Source organism: Sphingobacterium faecale (assembly GCF_016746095.1).
In the GTDB taxonomy this organism is placed as follows: Bacteria; Bacteroidota; Bacteroidia; order Sphingobacteriales; family Sphingobacteriaceae; genus Sphingobacterium; species Sphingobacterium faecale.
The window spans coordinates 80166-106483 of the sequence record NZ_JAERTY010000006.1 but is presented as its reverse complement, the minus strand read 5'-3'; the positions used below and the strand labels follow the sequence as shown (position 1 = coordinate 106483).

The 26318-nt window shown below is 40.5% G+C and carries 23 protein-coding genes and 1 tRNA gene; 13 read left to right on the top strand and 11 right to left on the bottom strand.

Features of this window, described 5'->3' with window-relative positions:
* Positions 1-68: 68 nt before the first annotated feature.
* Entirely contained in the window at positions 69-2720 is a 2652-nt protein-coding gene (locus JKG61_RS12220) for a TonB-dependent receptor plug domain-containing protein (protein WP_237249465.1), read from the bottom strand.
* Between the two features lie 74 nt (positions 2721-2794).
* On the opposite strand from JKG61_RS12220, the gene purD reads away from it, so the two are divergent.
* The 4 genes from purD (at position 2795) to JKG61_RS12200 (ending at position 6216) form a co-directional block, all read left to right on the top strand.
* The gene (gene purD, locus JKG61_RS12215) at positions 2795-4069 is read left to right on the top strand and encodes a phosphoribosylamine--glycine ligase (RefSeq protein ID WP_202103274.1); all 1275 of its coding nucleotides are present in this window, start codon (positions 2795-2797) and stop codon (positions 4067-4069) included.
* Between the two features lie 98 nt (positions 4070-4167).
* Positions 4168-4239 (top strand) — tRNA-Glu (locus tag JKG61_RS12210).
* A gap of 81 nt (positions 4240-4320) precedes the next feature.
* Positions 4321-4977, top strand: a complete 657-nt coding sequence (locus tag JKG61_RS12205; protein ID WP_202103273.1) for a FadR/GntR family transcriptional regulator — start codon at positions 4321-4323, stop codon at positions 4975-4977.
* Between the two features lie 48 nt (positions 4978-5025).
* Positions 5026-6216 (top strand): MFS transporter, encoded by a 1191-nt coding sequence (locus JKG61_RS12200; RefSeq protein ID WP_202103272.1) that lies wholly within the window; start codon positions 5026-5028, stop codon positions 6214-6216.
* 58 nt (positions 6217-6274) lie between these two features.
* On the opposite strand, the gene JKG61_RS12195 is transcribed toward JKG61_RS12200, so the two are convergent.
* The gene (locus JKG61_RS12195) at positions 6275-7651 is read right to left on the bottom strand and encodes an MFS transporter (protein WP_202103271.1); all 1377 of its coding nucleotides are present in this window, start codon (positions 7649-7651) and stop codon (positions 6275-6277) included.
* 166 nt (positions 7652-7817) lie between these two features.
* Between JKG61_RS12195 and JKG61_RS12190 the strand changes: the two genes are divergently transcribed.
* The 7 genes from JKG61_RS12190 to aqpZ all read left to right on the top strand — a co-directional run bounded on the left by JKG61_RS12190 (position 7818) and on the right by aqpZ (position 12916).
* Entirely contained in the window at positions 7818-8801 is a 984-nt protein-coding gene (locus tag JKG61_RS12190) for an aldo/keto reductase (protein WP_202103270.1), read from the top strand.
* A 123-nt stretch (positions 8802-8924) separates the two neighbouring features.
* Complete coding sequence (gene ybaK, locus JKG61_RS12185; protein ID WP_202103269.1) at positions 8925-9398, top strand: Cys-tRNA(Pro) deacylase; 474 nt, start codon at positions 8925-8927, stop codon at positions 9396-9398.
* 160 nt (positions 9399-9558) lie between these two features.
* A complete protein-coding gene (locus JKG61_RS12180; protein ID WP_202103268.1) occupies positions 9559-10029 on the top strand; it encodes an RNA polymerase sigma factor in 471 nt (156 codons plus the stop codon).
* Positions 10019-10636, top strand: a complete 618-nt coding sequence (locus JKG61_RS12175) for a hypothetical protein (protein ID WP_202103267.1) — start codon at positions 10019-10021, stop codon at positions 10634-10636. The genes JKG61_RS12180 and JKG61_RS12175 overlap by 11 nt, the downstream gene beginning before the upstream one ends.
* 147 nt (positions 10637-10783) lie before the next feature.
* Positions 10784-11239, top strand: coding sequence for a hypothetical protein (locus JKG61_RS12170; RefSeq protein WP_202103266.1), 456 nt, complete (start codon positions 10784-10786; stop codon positions 11237-11239).
* Positions 11240-11261: 22 nt separating this feature from the next.
* Positions 11262-11978, top strand: coding sequence for a hypothetical protein (locus JKG61_RS12165; protein WP_202103265.1), 717 nt, complete (start codon positions 11262-11264; stop codon positions 11976-11978).
* Between the two features lie 215 nt (positions 11979-12193).
* Entirely contained in the window at positions 12194-12916 is a 723-nt protein-coding gene (aqpZ, locus tag JKG61_RS12160; protein WP_202103264.1) for an aquaporin Z, read from the top strand.
* An 86-nt stretch (positions 12917-13002) separates the two neighbouring features.
* Here aqpZ and JKG61_RS12155 read toward each other — a convergent pair whose 3' ends face one another.
* From JKG61_RS12155 to JKG61_RS12145, 3 genes are read right to left on the bottom strand one after another with little or no spacing between them, the layout of a single operon-like run.
* Positions 13003-13899 (bottom strand): 3-hydroxyacyl-CoA dehydrogenase, encoded by an 897-nt coding sequence (locus tag JKG61_RS12155; protein ID WP_202103263.1) that lies wholly within the window; start codon positions 13897-13899, stop codon positions 13003-13005.
* 28 nt (positions 13900-13927) lie between these two features.
* A complete protein-coding gene (locus tag JKG61_RS12150; RefSeq protein ID WP_202103262.1) occupies positions 13928-14149 on the bottom strand; it encodes a hypothetical protein in 222 nt (73 codons plus the stop codon).
* Positions 14146-14364, bottom strand: a complete 219-nt coding sequence (locus JKG61_RS12145) for a hypothetical protein (RefSeq protein WP_202103261.1) — start codon at positions 14362-14364, stop codon at positions 14146-14148. The genes JKG61_RS12150 and JKG61_RS12145 overlap by 4 nt, the downstream gene beginning before the upstream one ends.
* A 460-nt stretch (positions 14365-14824) precedes the next feature.
* Between JKG61_RS12145 and JKG61_RS12140 the strand changes: the two genes are divergently transcribed.
* On the top strand, positions 14825-15802 hold the full coding sequence (locus tag JKG61_RS12140) for a PAS domain-containing protein (protein WP_202103260.1): 978 nt from the start codon (positions 14825-14827) through the stop codon (positions 15800-15802).
* Between the two features lie 5 nt (positions 15803-15807).
* Positions 15808-16203, top strand: a complete 396-nt coding sequence (locus tag JKG61_RS12135; protein ID WP_202103259.1) for a response regulator — start codon at positions 15808-15810, stop codon at positions 16201-16203.
* A 54-nt stretch (positions 16204-16257) separates the two neighbouring features.
* Here the strand turns inward: JKG61_RS12135 and JKG61_RS12130 are convergent, their stop codons facing one another.
* The 6 genes from JKG61_RS12130 to JKG61_RS12105 all read right to left on the bottom strand — a co-directional run bounded on the left by JKG61_RS12130 (position 16258) and on the right by JKG61_RS12105 (position 26282).
* Positions 16258-17391, bottom strand: a complete 1134-nt coding sequence (locus JKG61_RS12130) for a redoxin domain-containing protein (RefSeq protein ID WP_202103258.1) — start codon at positions 17389-17391, stop codon at positions 16258-16260.
* A gap of 208 nt (positions 17392-17599) precedes the next feature.
* On the bottom strand, positions 17600-19150 hold the full coding sequence (locus JKG61_RS12125; protein WP_202103257.1) for a hypothetical protein: 1551 nt from the start codon (positions 19148-19150) through the stop codon (positions 17600-17602).
* Positions 19151-19171: 21 nt separating this feature from the next.
* Positions 19172-19909, bottom strand: a complete 738-nt coding sequence (locus JKG61_RS12120) for a DUF4843 domain-containing protein (protein WP_202103256.1) — start codon at positions 19907-19909, stop codon at positions 19172-19174.
* Positions 19910-19927: 18 nt separating this feature from the next.
* Complete coding sequence (locus tag JKG61_RS12115; protein WP_202103255.1) at positions 19928-21514, bottom strand: RagB/SusD family nutrient uptake outer membrane protein; 1587 nt, start codon at positions 21512-21514, stop codon at positions 19928-19930.
* Between the two features lie 249 nt (positions 21515-21763).
* Positions 21764-25195 (bottom strand): SusC/RagA family TonB-linked outer membrane protein, encoded by a 3432-nt coding sequence (locus JKG61_RS12110; RefSeq protein WP_202103254.1) that lies wholly within the window; start codon positions 25193-25195, stop codon positions 21764-21766.
* A gap of 28 nt (positions 25196-25223) precedes the next feature.
* Entirely contained in the window at positions 25224-26282 is a 1059-nt protein-coding gene (locus JKG61_RS12105; protein WP_202103253.1) for a FecR family protein, read from the bottom strand.
* Between the last annotated feature and the right edge of the window lie 36 nt (positions 26283-26318).

Below are 26318 nucleotides of genomic sequence, written 5' to 3'. Positions count from 1 at the left end.
TTAAAATGATAAAACAAGATAAGAAAATATTCTAGTCTTATGGAATAATTCAATAAACCACGAAATCCCTATTGCACATCAAACTCCACAAGTTTCCGTACTATTCTTCCCGTCAAGTCCAGTCCTTCTACAATTATTATGTACCGTCCCTTACCGTCCGCTGTAAAAAAATCAAACGAAGCCTTACCCTCCCTATCTGCCACAATACTTGGTTCCCAGTGTATCGTAGTCCGCAGATCTCGATTCAGTTGAGTTTCATTCACAACATCGTATACCGGTTTATAGAACACTCTATTAATATAAAATCCTTGAGGCTGTACGGTCATAATTCCCTTAGGCACATAATTATTCATCGCAGATGTGCCTCTTTTTGAGGTGATAATCAACAGCCCATTACCTCCATTCATGCCATAAATAGCCGTATAGTTCACATTTCTCAGCACTTCGACACTCTCCACATCATTGATATTGATCATCGACAGCTGATCCCCCTCTATATACATCCCATCCAACACCACCTGCATAGGTACATTACCTCTGGTATTATAAGGCACCCCTGCCGTAAACATTACCCCCATTAGACGTCCGGCCAAACACATATCCAACGTCGTGCAGTTCTGTAAATCTTCACTTGTCAACACCTGATCCGCATTCCCCGGTCCATTCAGATTGCTCGAATATTCGGCAACCTTCTTTCTTGTAGATGCACGCACCACAACCTCTTCAATAGCAATGGCCTTTTCCATCAAACCTTTACTTTCCAGCTCAGCAAAAAACTGTCTTGACCTATTGATTTCGTCTGTATATATCGAGTTAATATCCCATCGCTCATCCGCTTGATTTCTATTCTCACCGATAGCAGGCTTCTCCGGATTATCAATCACAATATCGATATTTTTCTTCCCCTTATTGGCATCCCGCGCCGTTACTAAAAACTTAACACTATCTGGAAAAACGAGATTATTAAACTCAAAATAACCCTGATCATTCGAAGTAGTATCCATGAAATCCATATAGTTGCTTGTAGATATCAATTGCACTTTGGCTTCAGTTTCAGGCTTTGTGCGTCCCAATTTTTTTGTATATCCACTTATCTTCAGCGCTTTCTCCACTTCATAATCGGCCTTTACTACTGTATCAATCCTTCTCCAATCAATATTCCGCCATCCCTGGGTCAACATCAATAGATCCAGATCCCTGCTCTTGATGCCCCCTTTGCTAAAATAATATCCGGGATTCTCAATATATCCATTCAGATCGGCGCTCAATAATAAGGTTGACAAAATATTGGGCGCTAGCGCCACACTATCTTTTACTGGGGACAAATCAACAACAGACGCCGAAAATGCTCCGAACCGAATTGAATCCGAGGCTTCTCCAATATGCATATCTACCTTTACATGATCACGGGTCGTAAAACTCTTCTTATTTAACTGTAGGTCTATTGGTAAGACAGATGCAGTGTTATAGCTAAAAAATGGACGCTCCGCGATAGGCAAAAATGTATCATCCAATATACTAATTGTCAATACCCCTGAAGGCAAGCCTGTCTTATCAAGCGAAAAGACCAATTCATCTTTAGTCAGCTTCTGTTTGGATACGAATAATACGGATCCAAGATGGTGCACCACAAAAAAAACTTCCTTTTGACTTACTAAATCGGGAGAGACATTGAGCTGTGTAAAAATTTTACTCCCATTCTGATTATTGACAGAAAGAGCAAATCCCGACTTTTGTATTTCCGGCATTGGAATATCACGGCTTGAACCATCTTCAAATTCAGCGCGCACCGCAAAAACATCATCTGCCGGTATAAAAAGAAACCCTGCCCCCATCCCTAGATCGTTTGTTTCTATTACCCCAGCCGTATCCTTACCGATGGTAAAATACACTTTAGCTTTAATACCAAGACCGTCATTCCCCACAGCCTTGACAGCCATGTTATTAATTTTATTGATCAGCAGCTTACCTCCTTCCGGCAGTAATTGTACGCTATTTTCTGATTCTGCGGCTTTTATCTTTACCAGTTTATTTACAGGCAATTTTTCAAGGTTTTCAAACCGAAGCTTGAGCTCCCCATCTTTATACTTTTTATTAACACCAATGCTCAGCACACCGGCTTCATCGGTATTACCTCGCTTTCGTTCGACAGACTTTCCCTCTGACCATAGCTCGTACCGCACTTGAGCTTTACTTAAGGGCACCCCTGAAAGACTACTTAATTGGATCTGATATACATTTTCTTTTTCACCGGGACGCACCGAAGTCTTGGTCTTCACATTGTCCGATCGGCCATTTGCAATATGAATAGTGCGATCATAAAAGTATTTTTCATCCGCATTGCGCATCCAATTGGTATAAGCCCGTAGCCTATACGAGCCTTCGGTAATAGTATCATTCAACTTAAAATCTCCCATCCCCAATCCCATTAGTAGTGGAATCGTCATAGAGCCCACCGTGTTCTTTGTCCCATCGATCAGCTCGACATAAGCTACACCGCTATGATTAGAAAACAGATTCTGTATACCAATAGTCGCATAAGCTTTAAACCATATGGTCTCGCCTGCCGTATAGGCATATTTGTCCAGCTGTAGATATAGCTTTTCCTGTGGATTACTTTCAGCATTAGTCATTACATTGTCTATGACCTTTTGTATTCCCTGGCCCAATACAACACTGTAAGTAAGCATAGCTAGAAGAAAAACAAAGAGAAATCTCATATTCGTCTCAATTGATTTATAAAATGTTAGGGAAAGATAACAAAAATTAAAGCATATTTCTCTAAGTTTGTGACATGAATATCTTAATCGTTGGATCAGGTGGACGCGAATCTGCCTTTGCCTATAAAATTGCACAAAGCCCTAGACTTACTAACCTGTACATTGCTCCAGGCAATGCCGGCACAGGACAGTATGGTCAAAACATAGACCTTAAAGTAACAGATTTCGAAGGAATCGCAGCATTTGCACTGGCAAATGACATCAACCTTATACTCGTTGGTCCTGAGGAGCCCTTGGTAAAAGGTATCCACGATTTCTTTTTAGAAAGAGATGAGCTTAAACATATTGCCGTAGTGGGTCCTCAGAAATTAGGCGCACAGCTCGAAGGTTCTAAAGATTTTTCAAAGGAATTTATGTTCAGACATGATATTCCGACTGCAGCCTATAAATCTTTCGAGCTATCAAATCTCGAAGAGGGATTGGCTTACCTAGAAACACAAAAACTACCTATCGTATTGAAAGCTGATGGCCTTGCCGCGGGCAAGGGGGTCTTGATCTGTGAGACACTAGAAGATGCCAAGACGGAATTAACGGCCATGTTGGCGGAGGCCAAATTTGGACAGGCCAGCTCGGTTGTCGTCATTGAAGAGTTCTTAAAAGGTATTGAACTTTCTGTATTTGTACTGACAGACGGTGATTCATACAAAGTATTACCTTCCGCCAAAGATTACAAACGCATAGGAGAAGGAGACACGGGGCTCAATACCGGCGGAATGGGGTCTATATCACCTGTTCCTTTTGCCGATACCTCTTTTTTAAATAAAGTAGAAGAGCGTATCATTAAGCCTACTGTAGACGGATTAAAGAAAGACGGCATTCCATACAAAGGCTTTATCTTTATCGGCCTGATGAATGTCGATGGCGAACCCTATGTTATTGAATACAATGTACGCATGGGAGACCCCGAAACAGAGTCAGTATTACCGCGTATCGAATCTGATCTTGTTGATTTATTAGAAGGCGTTGCCAAAGGCGACCTAAACACACGCTCCTATACACTGAGTCCAAAGACTGCAGTAACCGTGATGTTAGTTTCCGGAGGTTATCCCGGAGACTATGAAAATGGGAAAACCATCAGCAATATCGAGAATGTCAAAGAGTCTATCGTATTTCACGCCGGCACCAAACTAGTAAATGGTGAAATCGTTACAGCAGGAGGCCGTGTCATAGCAGTGACAACGATGCAGGATGATCTATTTACAGCCCTTCAACAGGCAACAGCAGACGCCGGAAGAATATTTTTTCAAGGAAAATATTTCCGCACAGACATTGGCTTTGACTTGATTTAAAAAATAATATTTTAGCTCTCAATCAATTACATGTTTTGATTAAAAAATATTTTGGATAGTTGATAAAAGCGTATATATTTGCATCACCAAAGCAAAAGGGCCCGTTCGTCTAGGGGTTAGGACGCAAGATTTTCATTCTTGAAACAGGGGTTCGATTCCCCTACGGGCTACAAAAAAGCGACTTTCAAAAGAAGTCGCTTTTTTTATTTTTAATATCAATTATTTTTCTACTTTTGCAATCATCAGATGATATGATGAATAGGATACAAAAAAAATCATTAGCACAAGAAGTAGCCGAGGCCCTTCAATATAGTATTGAGCGAGGCGCATTTGCTATCAATGAAAAACTGCCGACAGAACCCGAGCTTATGCAAAAGTTCAATGTAGGCCGATCGACTATACGCGAAGCCATCAAGTACCTCGCTCAATCGGGCTTCGTAAAAGTTCAGCAAGGTTTAGGTACATTTGTCATAAGCAGCAATAGCAATAGTGCCCTTGACGACAAAATCGAACGGGCAGACTTTGCCGATATATTTGAAGTAAGGCAATTGATCGAGCTCAAAACAGTGGAAAAAGCCGCTTCTAATAGAAGCCCAGCACAACTGGACAAGATGAAAAAACAGCTTGCCAAGCGACAAAAGTATGCCCAAAGCGGAGATACACTCAATTGTATACAAGCCGATGTCGACTTCCACATTCTAGTTGCAGAGAGCTGTGGCAATGCTATTCTCGATCAACTTTACAAAACAATGTCTGTGCATGTCATCAAATTCTTCTCCAATATGTACAAAGACACCAGCACATTTATCGAATCACAGGACATACATGAAAGACTATTAAAAGCAATTGAGGACAAAGATGTCCCAAGCGCTACCCGCATCGCAACAAAAATAATTGGAAAACTATAATTTTTTACCCCAAATCATCAGATGACCTGATGTCTATTAACACATATTATGTCCACTATATCAGCAAACAGAACCGTATACCCTATACTATTCGCTATTAGCTTCTCGCATCTGCTCAACGACCTGATGCAATCTGTAGTGCCGTCTGTCTATCCACTTCTGAAAGAGAATTATGGATTAACATTTACACAGATCGGTATCATCACCCTCATTTTCCAATTAACAGCCTCTGTCCTGCAACCCTTTGTCGGCTCGTACACCGACAAAAATCCGAACCCGCGCTCATTGGCTATTGGTATGTTATTTTCACTGTCAGGACTACTATGCCTAGCATTTGCGTCCAATTTCTATTTTATCCTCGCTTCTGTCAGTCTTTTAGGAATCGGATCTTCCGTCTTCCATCCAGAAGCCTCCCGTGTAGCTCACCTTGCCTCTGGAGGTCGCAAAGGGTTAGCCCAGTCCATCTTTCAGGTGGGAGGAAATGCAGGCAGTGCGATAGGCCCTCTATTAGCTGCGCTTATTGTAATTCCTATGGGACAAAATTACATCGGTTGGTTCGGGACATTAGCCATTGTAGGAGCCTTCATCCTCACCGTTGTAGGCAACTGGTACCAGCAGAATATGATTACTAAAACATCAGCTGCTGGATCTGCGATCAATACACCGCAGCATACACTTCCAAAGCGTACGGTAACTATTTCTATTGTTATTCTACTGATCCTCATCTTTTCCAAGTATTTCTATATGGCATCGATGACCAGTTATTTTACCTTCTTCCTCATTGAGAAGTTTGGAGTATCCGTACAACAGTCACAGATCTATCTCTTTGTCTTCTTAGCTTCTGTAGCAGCAGGCACGATCCTAGGGGGGCCATTGGGGGACAGATATGGTCGCAAGCTCATCATCTGGATTTCAATCCTAGGAGCCGCACCATTTACCCTTCTATTGCCACATGTTGGATTAACCTCGACCGTTATCCTCGCTGGTATTATTGGATTGATTATCTCCTCTGCTTTTTCAGCAATCCTCGTCTACGCGACTGATCTTATTCCAGGTAAAGTCGGCATGATTGCAGGACTGTTCTTCGGATTTGCATTTGGCATGGGAGGAATCGCTTCAGCTGTTTTGGGCTGGCTGGCAGACCGTACAAGTATCGAATATGTATTTTCAATTTGTGCATTCTTACCACTAATTGGTATCGTCACAGGATTCTTGCCTAATATCAAACGAAAAGCATAAAAAAGCCCTCCTATGAAACAGTTTATTTCATAGGAGGGCTTCTATCTTATAACATTAATTAGGCAGCTTTTGAGATAGTACGCTCGCCCCGAGCCATTTTAGAAAGAATCAATACACTCATCAGTGCATACAAAAACAATAACCCTAAACTAAGATTACCGACGGCCCATTCGGATGGCAAGAGCTGATTTAGAACGGTCATAAAAGCCAACCCTATTCCTCCCCCTAAGAAATAACTCGTACTTGTCAGACTCGATATCACACCATAACTTGTAGAATCTACGTCCCTAATACTCAATACCGCCATACTCGTAAAGCAAAAGGTAATTCCAATCCCAGAAATACAGGCCACTCCTACTAAAATCAACGGCAATGGATGTCCCAAATGAATAGCTGTCCACAGCACAGTAGCACCAAGTAACAGAAATGACCACCCAAAGATCCCCATTTGTGCAGAGTTTAGGCGCTTTGAAACCAATGGCAGTGCAAACTTAGCGATCAAAGCTGAAAGTATACTAAAAGGAACCAATAATAGTCCGGCCGAAGCAGCAGTATGCCCCATATCGCTTTGAAGCATCAAGGATATCAAAAACAGAAAACCGATAAAAAAGGCACCTTGTATGAAGAATATTCCATTTGATACCCGCACGGAATATTGATTAAAAAGACTAAGCTTAATCAGAGGTTCACCCACAGTCTTTAATCTATAAATAACCGTACCCAACAACAGCGCACCAATTAATGTGGAACCTATAATAATAACCGGAGCGCTGTTCACGCTAGGCAATTCATGGGTACCATAGGTGAAACACAAAAGCCCAATGACTAAAAGAATGGCGGAAGCCATATCTACACGCTGACGCTCCTTTGTTGGCTCGTCTTTCGGAAAGTAAATATAAGCCAAGACCAATGTCACGGCAAGAATCGGCACATTAATTAAAAATACCCAATGCCAGCTTAGATAGGTGCTTAATAGCCCTCCAATAGAAAGTCCACTCCCCGACCCTATCGCTGCAAAAGAGCTAAAGATGCCGATAGCACGGTTGCGTTCCTGCGTCTCTGTAAATGTGTTGTTAATAACAGAAGAGGAAGCCGGCATAATAAAAGCAGCCCCTAATCCTTGCAATGCTCTAAATACAGCCAGCGATTCGAAAGAGGTGGATAATCCAGCGCCTAGTGAGGCCAACATAAACACAAGCCCCCCCATAAGGAATACCTTCTTACGTCCACGCTGATCCGACATCCGTCCACCGATTATCAGAAAACCACCAAACAAAAGAACATACAAGGTCTGAAGCCATTGTGCCTGCTCAACCCCAATATGAAACTGTTCCTGTATCGAAGGAATGGTAAGATTTATGATGGCAATATCCAGTGCCTCAACAAAGGTTGCGACAGAGGCTAATACTAGAATCAGGTTTTTCCGTAACTGCATATTAAAAATTTTCGCCAAAGGTACCCTTTATCACTCAAACGAAAAATATCTCTCCAAAATTTACAATAAACGGACCTTATATTTTATCTTAATCACCATAAATACCTTACATTTTGCGTAGGTTTATAGTTAAAATACATCGTCAGATTAGAGCTTATAAGGATATATGGAATTTAGAAAAATAGGAAATACAGACATAAAAGCCTCCGTGATTACATTTGGCGCTTGGGCTGCCGGCGGATGGATGTGGGGCAGCACTGATCGCAAACAAGCCACTGAGGCCATCATCGCAGCTTATGATGAAGGAATGACTTCTATCGACACCGCTCCTATATACGGTCAAGGTACAAGTGAAGAAATTGTTGGTGAAGCTATCCGCGGAATATCCCGAGATAAAGTACAAATACTCACCAAATTTGGTATGCGATGGGACTTATCAACCCCGCAGGGTACCCTAGCTATGCACAGCCGAGACAATAATGGACAACCTATCGATATCTATAAGTACGCAGGCAAAGAGAGTGTGATTAAAGAGACCGAAGCAAGTCTGAAAAGGTTAAAAACCGATTATATCGACCTTATGCAACTACACTGGCCGGACGTCACCACCCCGATAGGTGAAACTATGGAGGCCCTAGAGATATTGATCCAGCAGGGTAAAATTCGTGCTGCCGGAGTCAGTAACTACACAACAGAGCAGGTAAAAGAGGCGCGGCACACACTCCCCATAGTGAGCAATCAAGTCCCATACAGTATGCTCAACAGGGGAATTGAAAAGGAATTGGTCCCTTATGCACTGAACAATCATTTGAGCATTATTGCTTACAGCCCAATGGAACGTGGACTACTCACAGGCAAATATACCCAAGGGTTTAATCTTCAGGAAGGAGATCATCGTCAAACATATTTCAAAAGCTTTGATTTAAAAAAAGTAAATCATTTCCTTCAACAGATCGCGCCAATCGCTGCGACAAAAAGCATATCTATCTCGCAACTCGTACTTCGATGGACAACCTTACAACCTGGAATAACCCTAGTTCTCGCTGGAGCCCGCAATGCACAACAAGCGGTTGAAAACGCAAAAGCTGCACAAGTGCAATTAGCACCAGAAGAGTTAGCTTTTATTCAGCAAGCCCTTGAAAAAATATAGCATTACAATAAAAAGGAGGGCATCATCCCCTCCTCTTTTTAATTTTTAAGTATACTAAACCGTAAAAACCCATTCCACCTGCAAGGATTTTACCAGGACCAAAAAATACAACAGTTAAAACAAATGTCACAGAAAACAAATGCCATAAGGCTATTGGATACCGCCAAAATTGATTACACCTTACGGGAATATACTGTGGACGAGCAAGACGTAAGTGCTGAGCATGTCGCCTTATCTATGGGTATAGATCCAGATCGTCTCTACAAAACTCTGGTACTAAAAGGGACGAAAGATCCTTACCTAGTTGCCGTCATTCCAGGCAACAGTCATCTAGATTTTAAGAAACTGGCAAAAGCATCGGGCAATAAAAACTGCGAAATGATTCCTATGAAAGACCTACAACAGGTCACGGGTTATATCCGAGGTGGTTGCTCTCCTATAGGAATGAAAAAGGATTTTCCTACATTCATTGAAGAGGCTGCACAGCTAGAGGAGGCTATTTCAATCAGTGCCGGCAAGCGGGGCTTACAGATCATACTACAGCCTACGGATCTTGCCACTATGGCCCATGCTACCTTTGTAGATCTGATAGGTTAGTCTACTAATTAAAATTTTGCTCTTTCTAACCCCATTTCTCTAGAAAAAACTGTAACGAAATCCTTAAAGCACATACTTACTGTTTAAATTTATACCGACTTCGCACATCAAACTGATAAAAGCCGTGAACCAATTGAACGAAAAACTATTCTTGAGTCATATGGAAGAGCATAAAGGTATCTTGCATAAGGTCTCTCGCATGTATGTGGACAATCCGCAAGATCGCGAAGATCTACAACAGGAGATCATCGTACAACTCTGGAAGTCCTACTCCAAGTATAAAGGAGAAGCGGCTTTTTCAACGTGGATGTATCGTGTTGCAATCAATACCGCTATCACATATTTCAAAAAAGACAAACGTCGTAGCGATCGATATACATACGACACAGCGAGCGAACCTGAGCACGAGCAATATGATACCGAAAAGGAAAGGCAGCTTGAACTATTCTATCTAGCCGTACAAAACCTTAACCGCATAGAAAAAGCGCTTATTTTCTATTTTATGGAGGGACTTTCACATCGTGACACAGGTATTCAGTTAGGAATCAGTGAAGGAAATGTCAGAGTAAAATTAAATCGCACCAAAGAAAAATTACAGAACATTATAAAAGAAATTGATCATGAATCTTGATGAACTAAAATCAGCTTGGCATGCAGATCCTATTCAGGGTGTACATATTCCTACTCATATCAAACATTTGCGCCAAGCACAACACCCATTGGATAAGCTCAAACGAAACATGAAAAACGAGGGATACATGCAGATTACAGCTGTTATATTTATGGCTATTGCACCACAGTTATTCTCGGTTCATCCGAGCACTTATACCTTGTATTATACAAGCTACACCATGGTACTGATTATCTCTATTTATTATCTAAATACATTCCGTCGCTTTTATCAACGTGTCAGTCATTATACAACCGACACCAAAGAAAACCTGAACGAAATATACTATGAGTTCAAACTCAATATTGAACGCTACCACTCTTTTGGCTTTTTACTAATTCCATTTGTTCTAGTTTGGACGATCATATACTCTTATAGTCGCATGCTCGAACAAGGCGAAGACCTGAGTACGATACCTGACTCTGCAAAACAATCCCTATTAATCACCTTACTAATAGCTTCTTCCTTGGTTACAATTGGAATAATCGCTTGGACACGATATTTCTATTCCCCTTATACCAAACAAATCAAACTCGTATTAGATGAATTGAAAAAGGAAGAGTTATAATAGCCTTTAAAAAAGCTTTTTAAAAAACCATACAATATACATTAAACCGACTATCAAGGAGACGGTTCATAAACCAATCTGTGCGAATTGTAAACCATTTATGCGTTTAAAAAAGACGTTTCTACCTTTAGCATAAATAGTAGAAATATGATAGCGTTAAAACAAATTATTTTAGCCGGGGTTCTGATGATAGGTGCAACAAATCTTTCATCTGCAAAACTAAAAATACCCGTTGGAGAAAGAGAGGTACTTAGTAAAGTACATGACTTACCCGATACAGAAGAATTCAAACTCGAAAACGGCAATTTTTTAGACTTAGCGACATTACATACAGAATTCAACATTGCCTACATCCTCCCTCTATATATTACTGTAGCACCTAAACTGGTAGGGTATGATGAGAAGACGAAAGAATATTATGATATTCCAGACAAAGAAATGGAAGCTCTTCTGATGGAGCAAAAATTAAAGTCAAGTAACCTGAATAAGCTTACTTTCTATACTCAATATGGTGGCAAGTTAGTTGGTCTTATGCTAATCGCTTTTATTATCTGGGGATTTATCCCCTCCTCGAAAAAAAAAGTAGAACCCAAACATATATAAATACTTAAATTAAATAAACAACATGAGCATACAAGTTATATTAATTATTGCGGCGACAGTACTCATATACGGAGGAATAATGTACTTTACGTATGCTAAGAAAAGAAAGCTAAAAGAGGCGATGCAAAACATTGACTCCAAATCTGAACTTCAGAAAGCTGAAACTTATAGAGATAACTTCCTCAGCAGTGAGTATAGTTACCTCAAAAAACAAATGAACGGGCTCTCCATAGACGCGTTCAATTTTGCCAATTTAGACTACAGCAATAAGTCTGCAATAAAAGATGGTTTAAAGGACTCCCTACGGAGCGCAGCTACCTTAGGTACTGTAAGATACCAAACAGTACAGACTCCAAAATACCTACTCCTAAGCGGGGATGACCTTCACCTCCTAGACACCGATACCGAAGGAGATATAAGCAATCACCTGATATTCAATAGTGAAAGACTTACACAGGCAACATTGGAAGAAATTCCGCAAAAAGGAACCATGCAGGCTTTTGCTAAACAGAAAGGTGATAATGTAAAAGCTTATAGAATATCATTACCAACAGATGGCAGCTCCATTGAGTTAGTTCTATTTTCCGCACTTGTTTTTACTTACGCAACCACAACAACAAGCATGTTTTCGATGAACACCCAAAAACTGATCCAAGAAAATGTAATAGCAAATGACTTCTTACTAAAGCTTGGTGAAAAATATCCAAATATGAAAGTAGCTGTTCCCCTTGCGAGCTGATTAAACCATAAATACACTACATACTCTTTTTAAGAATCCTGTTGATTAACTTCAACGGGATTTTTTATTTAAAAGCCACTTTATATCTGTAGACGAAATTCTACTTTTAAAACGATTAGTTTTCAATACCTTTATTACCATTGTTTTCTTCAAAAGAAACTAAAGAAAACAAGATTTAAAACAACTATTAATCAACAGTTACAAACATTTAGGTCATGACAAAAAAATTATTTGCCGAATTTTTCGGCACATTTTGGTTAGTCTTCGGAGGTTGCGGGAGTGCAGTTTTCGCCGCAGGAGTCCCTGGTATTGGAATCGGTTTATTAGGAGTGTCCCTTGCATTTGGTCTTAGCGTATTGACGATGGCCTATGCCGTAGGCCATATCTCCGGAGGCCATTTCAATCCAGCAGTTTCTGTCGGACTATTCATTGGAGGCCGGTTCTCCGTAGACGAACTCGTCCCATACATTATCGCCCAGCTATTAGGAGCGATAGCAGCTGCAGCCGGTCTTTACATCATACTAAACGGAGGAGGGGCTTTTTCAGCTGAAGGCCCTGGAGCTTTTGCAACCAATTTTTATGAGATGCCAGGTTATCACGAACGTAGCTATAGCTTAGGAGCAGCATTTCTCGCAGAGTTTCTCTTAACTACCTTTTTCTTAATTATAATATTAGGCGCCACCGATAAATGGGCTAATGGCAAGTTTGCCGGCCTCAGCATAGGTCTGGCATTAACGCTTATCCATTTAATATCTATACCAATAACCAATACTTCTGTCAATCCTGCCCGTAGCACATCTCAGGCGTTATTTGTTGGAGGAGCGGCATTATCCCAGCTATGGTTATTCTGGGTAGCACCGATATTAGGAGCAATCGCTGGTGGTGCCATATATAGATATCTTCTAAAAAAAGAGGACAATCATCAAAGCGTAGCATAAACCTCCATAGTAATTCTCCATAAGCAGACCGCCACAACATCATACCTATTGTGGCGGTTTATACTTAGAATCGCTTATAGATCGCTCTATTTCAAAAAGTCTTTATCTTTGTATGCTGGGTCCGGATAGACATAGAACCCTTCGCCAGTAGACACGCCTAATTTATTTTTGTCTATAAATTCCTCTTTGAGATACTTCACAGTCTTCACTTTCAGGGGATCCCCGGTAGCATCGGCAGCCATCTTATTAATATTGTAAGCAGTCGTAATACCCACGATATCCAGTATCGCAAAAGGTCCTATTGGAGCTCCCGTAGCTACCATCCATGTCTTATCAATAGTTTCCACATCAGACACACCGCTTACCAGCAGATTCGTTGCCGCAGTAAGGAGAGGTACCAAAAGCGAGTTGACAATATAACCAGGCTGTTCTTTATACAAAGGCAATGCAACCATACCTATTGTTTTCGCAAATGCCACAATCGCATCAAAGACGGACTTATCTGTTCCTGCGTGGCCCATAACCTCAGCCGTATTATGCTTCCATATCTCATTCGCAAAATGCAAAGCCAAAAATTTAGCAGGACGCCCTGTCTCTTCTGCAAATTGACTAGGCAATAACGTGGACGAGTTAGTTACAAAAATTGTCTTCTCTGGAGCAGCTTTAGCCAACTTATGATAAAAATCAATCTTAATATGTGGGCTTTCCGGTACGGCTTCTATAACCAAGTCTGCAGCTGCAACAGCTGCAGTGAGGTCAGAAATATAAGTCAATCTACCCTTTGCCTCATCCAACTGTCCTTGTGTGGCATTTAGATCCTTTTTGAATGCTGCTGACAAAATATCAAACTTTCCTTTTGCATTTGCCAATACCTCATCATTGATGTCATAAACAGTGACGTTATAACCGTGAAAAGCTGTCTGAAACGCGATTTGATAGCCCAATACTCCGCTACCCGCTACTGTTACATTTTTTATATTCATAGTTTATCCATTTTTATACTATCCGGGTTTAGCCCCAGACAGTTTTAAGCCAATCTTCAAATTTACCCAGAGGTTCTCCGATAAAAGATTCCTGCTCCTGTTCGTCCGCTTCTTCCCATGGCAATACATGATCAAAATAAGTCCCTTTCAATATTCTACGTAAGAAGCCCTCCCCCATAAAAGGTTTATCATCATTTAGTGTCTTAGCCGCTTTCATCAAATGCCTAATATCATACTGTAAAGGGTTCACATCAAAAACTCATGGTCAGACAGATCGTAGTGCAAATTATCATTCTCCACAGCGATCTGCCCTGTTACACAAATACACACCGCATAATAATCTACACGAAAGGACGTCTGAGGAAATTTTGGAATAGGATTACCTGATGAAATATGGAACGGCCGTAAACAATTGACGCCATAAAACATCAGTGTATTATGCAACTCCTGGTAGTTTTCGTCCATACACACCTTCTTTAGTGTCGGTTTCTATTACAAATACGTATAAAACACAACTTCCATCTATCTTTTAACGATATGGGTAGATATCCATACTAATATAACAAAAACTATTCAAATTATAGTGTATAAAATTTCTTTCAATGGCAGATACTCCATTCTAGTTATACTTTTTTTTACTCATATCAGAAAAAGAATCGTTTGTTATCATTTATTCAATTATATTTAACTAAAATTTCGTGTCGACAGGGTTATACCCTCTTGTTTGCTGAGCTCCCAAAGGCTTACAAACACGCACAATCTATGAAGAACATAAAGCTGGCCAGATGATTTACCTTGTCTGCTTTTATTTATTATATACAATATAGACTGCTTTACAGAGGTTTGCCGGAATCAGAGGACATGGTACTTTTAATAAAAAGACAGAATGGAGAGAGAGTTTGAGTACTTAAATTTTTTTAAATCGATGAAGTGCCCTTCAATAATCCTCAAGGTCACTGACAATAGTTTTGACGTTGTCAACGTCAACGATGCCTACCTAAAACTCTGCGCTTTGGACTTAGGGAACATGATAGGAGAAAATTTCTTTGCTCTATTCCCCATCAATCCCTATATCTCGGATGATATTTGGCTTAATTGTTTTGATTCCGTAATAGAACAACGATCCGGAGTCAGCCTCGGCATCCGTAAATTGGTATATCCGCTCAATGCAGAGACTACATTTCTGGATGTAAGATACTACGAAATACACCATACCCCCGTTCTAAACAACCAGAATAAAGTCGAATATATCGTACGGACGCTTACCAATGTAACACAGCATGTCATCCAAGAAGAACTGTACAATGAATCTCAAAAATCAGTTCAATATGGCAACTGGTGGATCAATACACAACAACAAACGATGGAATTGTCCTCTGGATTTAAGAGTATATTAGAAGTGCCTTCCTACTTTGAACCATCCCTACAATCTACAAAACAGTTTTATACCAGTGAGCACGAAGAAATAAGTTTTTATAGATCAGTCAACAAAGCTATCTATGAAAAAAAAATGTTCAAAAAGTTATTGCGTATTGTCACTGCCAAAGGTAATAAACGATGGTTATTACTCACAGGAAGGCCTGATATTGTCGAAGATATATGTATTGGTGTTCGCGGTGTCGCTAAAGACGTATCAGAAAAACTGGCCTATATGGACAAAATTGAAAACCAACACAACAGTCTGAAATACATCGCTTTTGCGCAGTCTCATCTCGTTAGGGCCCCTTTAGCACGTATACTAGCATTGGTCCATCATCTCAAGCAGCGATTCGATGACGGAAATATTGAACCCCAACTATTCGATGCGTTAAATCACTCTGCCCAAGAGCTAGACTCCATCATCCACGACATTATAAATAGAACTGTTGGAGAAAAACAATTAATTGTTGACGATAAAGAATAAAACCTATGAAATTGCAAACAGCTATTGTTGACGATGACAGAATTTTCCATTTTTTAATGGATATCATGCTTCAGGAGACTCAGATTTCAAACTCCCCAGTATGTCTATATGAGGGAGAACAATTTCTTCAATGGTGGCACGCCCATAAAGATAACGCCGAGGCATCTCTTATATTTTTAGACCTTAACATGCCTCTAATAGATGGCTGGAAGGTTCTAGACAATCTCCGAAAGGAAACCGCAAAAAAAATTTTTGTGGTTATTATTACTTCTTCTATTGACCCCAAGGACAGAAAGAGAGCAGAAGGCTACCCTATGGTTATTGATTTCATGGTTAAACCGATACATCTAAACGATCTTTTAGAAGTAAAACAATCCGCCCCTTTGCTTCCCTATTTTTAATAAAAAAAAGGGAAGTATTTGAAACCTCCCTCTTTCTGATATTTAAACCTAATCTTAGTTTAACAATTCGGCCAACTTTTTGTGAAGCTCTTCACCTCTCAAATTACTTGCTACAATTTTACCATCAGGGCCGATTAAATAATTCTGAGGGATACCACGCACCCCATATAAGGTCGACGCCGCATTTTTCCATCCTTGTAGATCACTTACATTGGTCCATTCCAACTTATCATCAGCGATAGCTTTCAACCAGTTATCCTTCTTGCCAGGATTGTCCAAAGAGACACCTAACACCGTAAAGTTTTTCTCTTTAAACTTATGATATGCTTCTACCACATTTGGATTTTCATGACGGCATGGTCCGCACCAAGATGCCCAGAAATCAAGCAGTACATATTTCCCTCTAAAATCGGACAGTTTCACAGGTTTATCATTTACATCGTTCTGTGTAAAGTCTGGAGCCATCGCTCCGACAGCGGTAGCTTTCGCCGCAACAATACGTTTGTTAAAAGCTTCTGCTGCAGGAGTGCTTTTAACCTCTGCACTCAATTTATTAAAAGCAGGTTCTGCGAAAGCAACATCAATCTGTGATCCAGAAAGATCCTGTAAAGCCAATAATGCAAAATAAGAAGTTGGATGCTGTGCTAGATAATCTTTCTGAACGCGCTCCTTTTCTTCCATCAATGGTCCAGCTAGTCCTCTCAATCTCTCGGCCAACTTACCGTCTTTACGCTGCTCATCTGTAGCACCATACCACTCCGCATCTAGAGCGGCCATTCCCTTCGTTGATTTTTCTAATTGCTTCGCATATTGAGCATATTCAACACTGAGAGGAGCACCGGAGATTTTTGCATTTTTAATAGAATCTGTAGCCACTAACTTTGCTGTTCCCTTATCGATATATAAGCTATAAGAATCAGCACCTTGAGCAGCACGACGATCCAACTTACCAGTTGGCGCATAAGTGATTGTCATCTGCGTAGGGCCTTGCACTGTCCCTGAAAAAGTAAATTTGCCTTTCTTTACGACAGCGCTATCCTGTTCCATACCGTTACCTGTACGGTAAGACAGATATGCTTTAGCATTGTCATTTGATTTTTTAATCTGAGCTTCAATTTTAAAAGCTCCTTCTTGTGCCCATACCGCTAGAGGTAGAGCAAGCACCATAGTTAATACTGTTTTTTTCATCGGTTTAAATCCGTTTTTTAATAGTGATGAAGCTATCATTTTACTGACATTCCATTTAAAATTTAGTAATTGATTACTTTCTTGGCCAACTATCTTAAATCAAAGTCTACCTCCATCGTAACGGAGGCGAAATTAAAAATTTTAACATAGTACCCCTATTAATACCTGTATCAATTACGATACGACTTTTAAATTGTTACGATTCACCTTACTCCTGCACAGCCACAGCAGATATCTTTTTGAATCCACCAAAGGTAACCGCCTTATTAGCCTCTACAATACCCAATCCTAAACCACTCGCTGGTATCGGTAGTGTTGTAATTCGTCCTTCCGCTCCATCATAAGAAATAGCCAATAGACAGCGTTCGGAATTTGGCACCGCTCGGGTTCCTGACCTACGCAGCATTTCTAAGCCCGTAAGTGGGTAAAGACTCGTATACAAATCGGTATAAGTGGTTGGTTCCCCCTGAGCCATCCGTATAGAATATACTTTAGTCGGGGTTGCGTAATAGATTACCGCTTGATCTGTAGGAAACACAAACGCAACAGCCTTGTCAATATTCGGTGCATTAGAAATATCGATTTTGCGCTTTGCATCCGAGGCATTATTTCTGGTTAATATAAATATGCCATAATAATCGTCTTTTTTTAACACAAACCGGACCTCTGTTGAGCTGCCAAGGCCTCCACCGAGGACTTTATAACCGGGTAGACTTTTAGGGTTAAAGTGTTCATTTGCCAATCCACAATCTGCCGGTGGTGATTTTACATCTGTGGAGGCTCCTAATTTCAGGAACTTTCCTTGCGTCTCGTCGTAAAAAACAGCCCAAGACCCTGTCGTAGGGTGTATCGCAATATGTTTATTGAGGTAATAGTTTCCAGGTCTATCCACTCCAAATCGATTATAACCTATCGTATTGTCCCGCTCATTCTGCCGAACCGAAGCTTTACCTCCATTAGAGAGCCAAACAACGCTACTGCTTTGAAAATATTTAACGATATCAAGCTTTATCGATTCATCATAAAACAACTTCTTTCCTTGAGCGACAATTCCATAATCAATCGTATTGATCCTAAATATATCCGTCGCCGAGGCTCCATGAAGAAAATTCTGATATACCCCCTCTTGGTATAAACGTTGTGAAAATAAAGAATGTATGATTCCATCAATTTTTTTACCGTGCACTCTTGAAAATTCATTACGTTTTATTTCTGTTGGTTTAGCTGGGGAGCTAGAGACAGAAGGAACTTGTCTCCAGTCCAACGTAAATAACGTATCTTGTATGATGGATAAGTCCGAATATTGTCCATCCTCCGAATCTGCTACAACCAGCCCCTGTTTGATAGGAGCCTCCACCATTACCGTCCAAATGACCCCTCCTATAAGCCCCGTAGATTTGTCGGTCACCACCAACCATAACCTATAGGGATCTGACGAAGGCATACGCTCTATTTCCTTATCTAATGCTGGTCCGCGTCCTATTATGTCATAAGACGCAAAATTTGAAACGGGCTTTGTCGTTAAGCGCCATTCGTATTCAAAATCCTTATAATCACTACCTAACCGACTGATGGGCGGTGTCAATTTTAACCTTTCTCCACTTGTTACAACCTGCTGCTCCGCAATCCCTGATGTATCTATCAAGATATCACTCACTGGTATAACCTCCATAATACCAATATCTTTATAATCACAAGAAAAGATCAGTCCCATCGAGAGCAGCATCCCTCCCAAGAATATATATAATCGTTGCATCATCTTAAATCTTTTTAAATTGAATTAATAAACTGGAATTATTGGTTCACCTTTCTTGGGTCCATCATCATGTACTAAGGGTTTCCCCTGTTGTTCCGATAGCTCCCGCACCCTTTTTGCAAATTTCACCCCCATCACAGTGGCTTCTTCAGCAGAAACCTTGCCCTCAAAGTAGTAAAGTTCTTTCATCCCGGTCACCTCCATAAAAATCCGATAAACCTGTGAACTATATGTCGCACAAAAGAAAACCCGCATTGCACCCCAGGTCACCGGCTGCAGTACCAGTCTAGACCATTTTAGATCCATATAGTTATTTTCACGCAGACCAACCTTAAAAAACTCACTTTCAACCATTTTAAGCCGTATTTTCAAATCACCATCAGCTAGATCCGAAGTGTTTTTAACAATCACTTTTATATTGCCAATCAACTCATTAGCAGGAATGACTCCCGGCAATATTTTATATTGACCTATAGAGGCTGTTGTTTTCCGCTCTTCTATTGGTGTATCTGCCGCATCCTCTACCACCTCTGCTCTGACAACACGATCATACGAGGCAAACTTTCCTACGAGAGCAACATTAAGCGTCACCGTATCCTGTGCCATCTCCTGCTCATTGGCTCCAAAAAACGAATGGTTCTGTACCCGTGTCCAAAAATTTGCAGAGTCATCACCTGTATAATACATGATATCCTGTTTCTTACAAGAACTACCAATACAGAGAGTCAATACTCCCCCAATTATTATCCTTACTATCTTCATAACTTATTTTATATAGGATTAATTCTCTCTAAGTCCGCCATTATTCACCTCATTATCAGGCATCGGCATTTGATACTCAACATCTGTCATTTCCTTACCGTATCCCAGTATATTCCTATGTCCCAACCGCTTATAATAGTAAAACAATTGTCCCTCGGCAATAAATTCCTTCCTGTATTCCTTGGTTATTTCCATTCGGATTTCATCATCCGACAATGAATTTTCCAGATTAGAAGAGACCGGTATATTACGTTGATTACGTACCTTATTTAACAGCGCCAATGCCTTATCCTTATCATAAGTGGCCCCTTGCTCAAGCAGGGCCTCTGCAGCGATATAGTACAACTCCGTAATTCGAATCAAAGGCATCCGTTTACTATAGCTAGCACGGGAGTCCTTCGTATTATAAAACTTGGCAATCGTCCAGTTCGATCGGGTTGCTCCATCCGGAAATAGACATTTAATAGCTCTCCAATCCACCGAAATTAGGTTTGTTCCAGATTCAAAAACAGTCTTTCTGCGATCGTCTGTTAAGAACACACTCGAATACTGATTACCTGGCGAGGCTGAAGAAAACCAATTCCTTTTAGCTTCCGCAGATTCCTGTATTTCCAAAAACTTCTCTACGTGTAGTGTAAAGAGCTGTTCATTTACAAATGCTAGATCAGCCTCAAAAAACTCGCCATCGACGGCTCCAGGATTAGTCCAAGTGTAGTATGCACCAAGTCCCCGTCCCAACCCGTTACTATTTGCTTCACCGATAATCTCCAGCGCAATCTCCAAAGCCATAGCTTTACTTTCTTTAGTCCCTTCCCACATTAAAATACGTGTATAGAGCGCCTTTGCAGCCCAATAATTCATCCGGATACGCCTATTCGGCATCATTGTCGCCAACGCTTGGGTTGATATAAAGCCATTCGCCAGCTCAGCATTCCAATATTGAGAATCCCTCTTCCGGCTTAATGGGTCACATTCCAGATACATTATAGCTTCTTCAACATCCTTTTTCATCATGGCCAATGTTTCGCGATAGGCTTTTTGCTCCGTAGGCAACCGGCTAAATGTCGTAACATAAGGGATGGTCAACTTATCCAGTAGTTCTGGCCGCTCCGCTAGATTTCCTTTGCCATACAGCCGCATCATATCGAAATGCAAAAAGGCCCTTAATCCAAGCATCTCACCCCGGATTAAAGAATCAGTGATAGGATAAACACCAAATACAGCTCTATTTTTCTCTTGATATCTTAATATCTGGTTGACATTAGCAATGGTAGCATAAGTAGCAAGCCAGATATTTTCTCTCTTCGATGGCAGCGGAGCTGAATCCCAAGCATACAAAGGAACGTTAACATCGGGTGCCTGAGCTATCACAGCGTATTGCTGCGATAGAAACTCTACTGTTCGCCAGGTCATTTCCTGTCCATACATATTCGGCTTAGCCATTTTTATATACACGCCGATTACAGCATCTCTAAATCCGGTGATATCATTAAATTGCTGCTCACTCCCGATTTCTGTATCGGAACTGACATCCAACCACTTTTTACAAGACATAACTGCCAAACTACAGGCAACAACTATACATGTTATTATATATCTTTTCATATGTAAATAATTTGACTTTCAATGGTCATATGGAATATCCAAAGTATATTATGCACGATATGTTGTAATTGCTGTGCATGCTGCTTCGCGGTCACTCGTGTTTGTGCAGTCTGTACTACATGGATATTTCATATGTAAATAATTTATTTTTTAACGTCCATATGGAATATCCAGATTATTTTCACTGTCGTTTCTGTTTTGCACTCGTGGATATTTCATATTTAGTTCTTTATAGATTTGCTTTCTGTCTTAAAATGTAGCAGACAACTTAAAGGACACCGTACGCGCAAATGGGTATGTCGTTCCCCTTTCGATACCTATAGATGAAAACTTGACTACATCATTCATATATACAAAAAGACGGAGCCGTTCTAACTTATAAGGCGTCAGCCATCTTCGGTTAAAATCATAGGAAAGACTGATAGACGATATATTTAACTCGTTCTGATCCTGTACAAAACGCTGGGTAGGCCTAGTCAATTCCTGTCTCCATGGATCTGAATTATACCTATACGTGCCATTTCTCATATCATAAGGTGTAGCTCCGGTATTGCGCTTATACGGCGTCATCTGTCCTGGATACATCCACCTATCGGACAATACCCGGATGTCAAAGTTGGAGTGTATATCGACATTTTCGATCTTATCCAGCAACGTCGTATTATACAGCTGGCCTCCCCCCAAATAAGTACATATTACACTAAGACCAATCCCCTTATACTCGCCATTGATACCAAAATTACCCCTATACTTGGGCACCGAAATTCCCGAAGGCACCATATCGCTACCTTTCCACAGATAGGTTGGTTGTCCATCTTTACCTTTAAGCACTTCAAGGCCCGTAGCCGGATCAATCCCATAAGAAGGGACCGCCCAGATGGTATTCATCGCTAAGCCATCATAATATAAAATCGTTGGTTTTGCTGTACTCTCTAAAGGATGGTGTCCTTCTCGTAGGTCCATTGTCCGCAATTGCTTATTATTAAATTCGCGCATCACTTCCGAAATCTCCAGAATAGTATTCGTATTTGAGACAGCAGCCCCACTCAGTCGTATGAATCCATTTTTATTTTGAAAAACAGTGTAGGCCACTCCTAGCTCCATACCTTTATTCTCTACCTTTCCTAAGTTTTCAGAGACCTCTGTAAATCCAACGGAAGGAGCTGTACTAACACTGGTCACCATATTTTGTGTGATAGCGCGATAGATATCAAATTTTACGCTGATACCTTTATAGTCTGCATCCAGCCCCAAGTTATAATCCATTTTCTGTTCCCACTTCAAATCGGGATTTTCCATGTTTATTGCGTAAGAACCGATGAGATTACCGTATCTATCCTCCATATAATACTTATTCACCGAAAGGGATTTATTATTTCGGAAATTTTGATTTCCTGTAGAACCTAACGACCCCCTTAGCTTTAATAATTTCAAACCATTCCAATCCCCGGCAAAGTCCTCTTTATGAATATTCCATCCAGCACCTAAGCTCCAAAATGCCGCAACGGGATTTTCGTTTCCAAAAACGGAAGAGGCATTTGTCCGAAAAGTGCCATCAAACAAATACTTGTCCATATAAGTATAGGATATCATCGACAGTGCCCCTACTTCGCGATTTATCCCACTATTACCCCCTGGCCGTTTACGGTCTGTATTATATTGAAAGGCGAACATAAAGTCGTTCATTTGAGCAGAAGGAAATCCTTCAGCATAATTAACCATCTCCTTAAACGTATTTTCAGAAATATTGGCTCCCAGTGTGACAAAAAAATTGTGTCTCTGATTAAGGACTTTATTATAGTTGAGGTAAAAATCACCGGAGTACACCAAGTTATTGCCATTATTAACCTCAAATTGTCCTCTACGTTCTGCATCATTCACGGCATAGCCTGCAAATTTGGAATGTGTCGTCGGATAATATCTACTTGCCGTATTATTTTTATGCGATACACTTACACGGGCCCGCGCCTTAAAACCTTCAAAAACCTGATATTCCGTTTCAAAATTATTGGTTACCTGAAAATATTTCGCTTTAAACTCTGTTGGAATCGCTCCATCATATAATGGGTTGGGTCTCCCGTCTTCCAATATAGGCAGCAAATTCCCAAACTCATCATAAGGTGTTAAATAGGAGTTAAGTAGTGTGTAGGTAGAAAAACTTCCATACGGAGAGTCATAAGCATTATTGTTGGTAATGCTTAATCTATTCTGAAATCTGAATTTTTGAAGCCTATAAGATAGATTCAAATCAGCGTTAAGATTTTTTCTATCCGACCCTTTCATCACACCGACATTATCATTATAAGCTAGATTAAGGCTTGTTCTAAGCTCATCTTTGCCCAAATCTACATTCATCGCATGCTTCTGCCCGTAGCCCATGCGCACAGGTTGTGAGAGCCAATAAGTATCTAGACCAGCAAGAGTCTTGCGACGAAGCTCGTTATACTTTCCCAACGCAACAGGATCATTCGTTGGATACAACCCCTCTTTAAACTCTAAATCCAACTTTTCCATAGCGCTGACCAATTTATAGCTGGACAGATCCGGCATAGCGATATCTAGACTCCCCGTATAAGTAAGTCGTGGCTTATTGGCATTCAGTCTTTTACTTTCAATAACAACAACACCGTTTGCTGCTTTAGAGCCATATAATGCCTTTGCAGAAGCATCTTTCAAAATCGTAATCGACTCCAGGGTGTTCATATCCAGATCATAAATACGTTCGACCGAAGTCTCAAAGCCATCAAGGATAAACAACGGTTGATTGGGTTGGTTCTGATAGTTCCCTTTCAAGTTGTCGTTGGATTGTAAAGCATCATCAAAAGAAGTACCTCCACGAATATTCATATCAGGCAAAGCGTTAGGGTTGGATCCCATGGACAGGCTTTCCATGATATTAATGGTAGGATCTAGATTTTTCAAACTTTGAAAGACATTGATATTTCCGACCCTTCTTAAGTCCTCCCCCTTAATAGTAGTTGCCGACCCAGTAAAGCTTTCCGCTTTACGTTCAGTGATACCTGTTAAGATCACCTCTTCGATTACGCTCTCATGTACCTCCAGTATAATTCTTCCAAGATTCGGCTTTGCTTGTATTTCCAACGGCTTACTCCCCACATAAGCAATCCTTAGCATAGAATTTTCGGGGACATTCTTAAATGAAAATTTCCCATCCGACCCCGTTATTGTTGTACTATGGGTACCGATTACACGAACGGTGGCCCCAGGCAAAGGTTTCCCCTTAGCATCGACAACAACACCTATCACAGGTTCGTCTTGCTTTATTACAGGATCTACATTTCTAGTCCGCTCCCCCTGTTGCTTTTTCGATGAGCGCTTGATGGTGATAATTTTGTTTTTCACAGTATACTCGAGGGGGAGGTCTTTAATCAGCAATCGGAGTGCCTCATCTAGCGTTGCGTCTCGCACCGTAATCTTCAATCGTTCATATTCCCTGATGTCATCTTCTTTATAAAAAAAATTGAATCCTGTCTGTTTTCTGACTTCTTGGAGCGCTTCCTTTAATGACACTTCTTTCAACTGAAGGGTTACGTTCTGGGAAAAGGCTAGATTTACACCAAACAGAAATACAAGTAACAGGCAGACCTTTATTTTGGATTTCATAATTCTACCTCCATGGCAGCTGGGCCATCGAGCATGTCTAACTGGATAGTTTTTCATTAAAAATTGATTAGTTAATTGGATAATTTTATTTTAATAATATGGTAATCTGATTACCTGTAGCTTGTTCGAAACGTAAATCCGTATTTTCCTCTAATAGGTTTAGAATGTCTTTAAGAGGGACTGACCTAGAAATAACACCACCGAAACTATACTTATTCGTAGCCTTTTTACCGATGAACTTAACACCATACCATTTTTCTATCTTACGTAAGATATCTGTGATCTGTTCGCCTTCAAACTCAAATGTTCCTTCCACCCAATCCACATACTTCCTTAGCGAGCTCAGTTTATAAACCTGTTGCCCTTCTTTATCCATCTGATAGATGTACCCAGGATCAATTTTAGCCGTATTTACAGCCACTTTACCTTCTAATAAAACAGTATGTGCATCACTTTGATCTCTATAATTGGAAACCAGGAATTTTGTACCAGTAACTCTTACATCCATTTGCCGGAGCTGTTCTTCACGCTTCACGCTTGTTGCTACAATAAACGGGTGATTTATATCAGACTTCACTTCAAAATAAGCCTCTCCTTCCAGCTCCACCTGCCGGTCACTTGCACTACTAAACTTCTTGGGGAACTTAAGTTTACTTTCTGCATTTAAATAAACAATACTCCCATCGGGTAGGGCCATTCTAAATACATTTGCAACCTGTGTCTCAACAGTTACATATTGAATTTCTTTTTCCTTTTCAAAAAAAGATAATCGGTCCACATATTCTGCGGAATCAGACAAGACAGCCACTCTTTCTCCATCAATAGTCATTATGGCTTTATTTTCCGCAGGTCGGTATTGTTCAAGTGCGGCAATGCTATCTTTGGTGTGTTCAGACAGGTAGGATCCCGCCCAAAAGTATATAACAGTCCCGATGGCTAAAAGAATACTGGCAGCGGCAGCCCAATAAGCAAACCTGAACCATGGTTGCTTTGGAGCAGCATTAACGCGAGAAATCTCAAGTTCCTCTAACAAGGCAACGAAAGTATCCTCTTTCATCTCCTCAAAAAAAACTAAAATTTCTTTTTCAGAGGCTTTATTGGTAAGGTATTTTAATATTAATTTTTTCCTATTCTCTTCCTTCATAACTTGGCTAATTGTTGACACAACAATTACACCCTC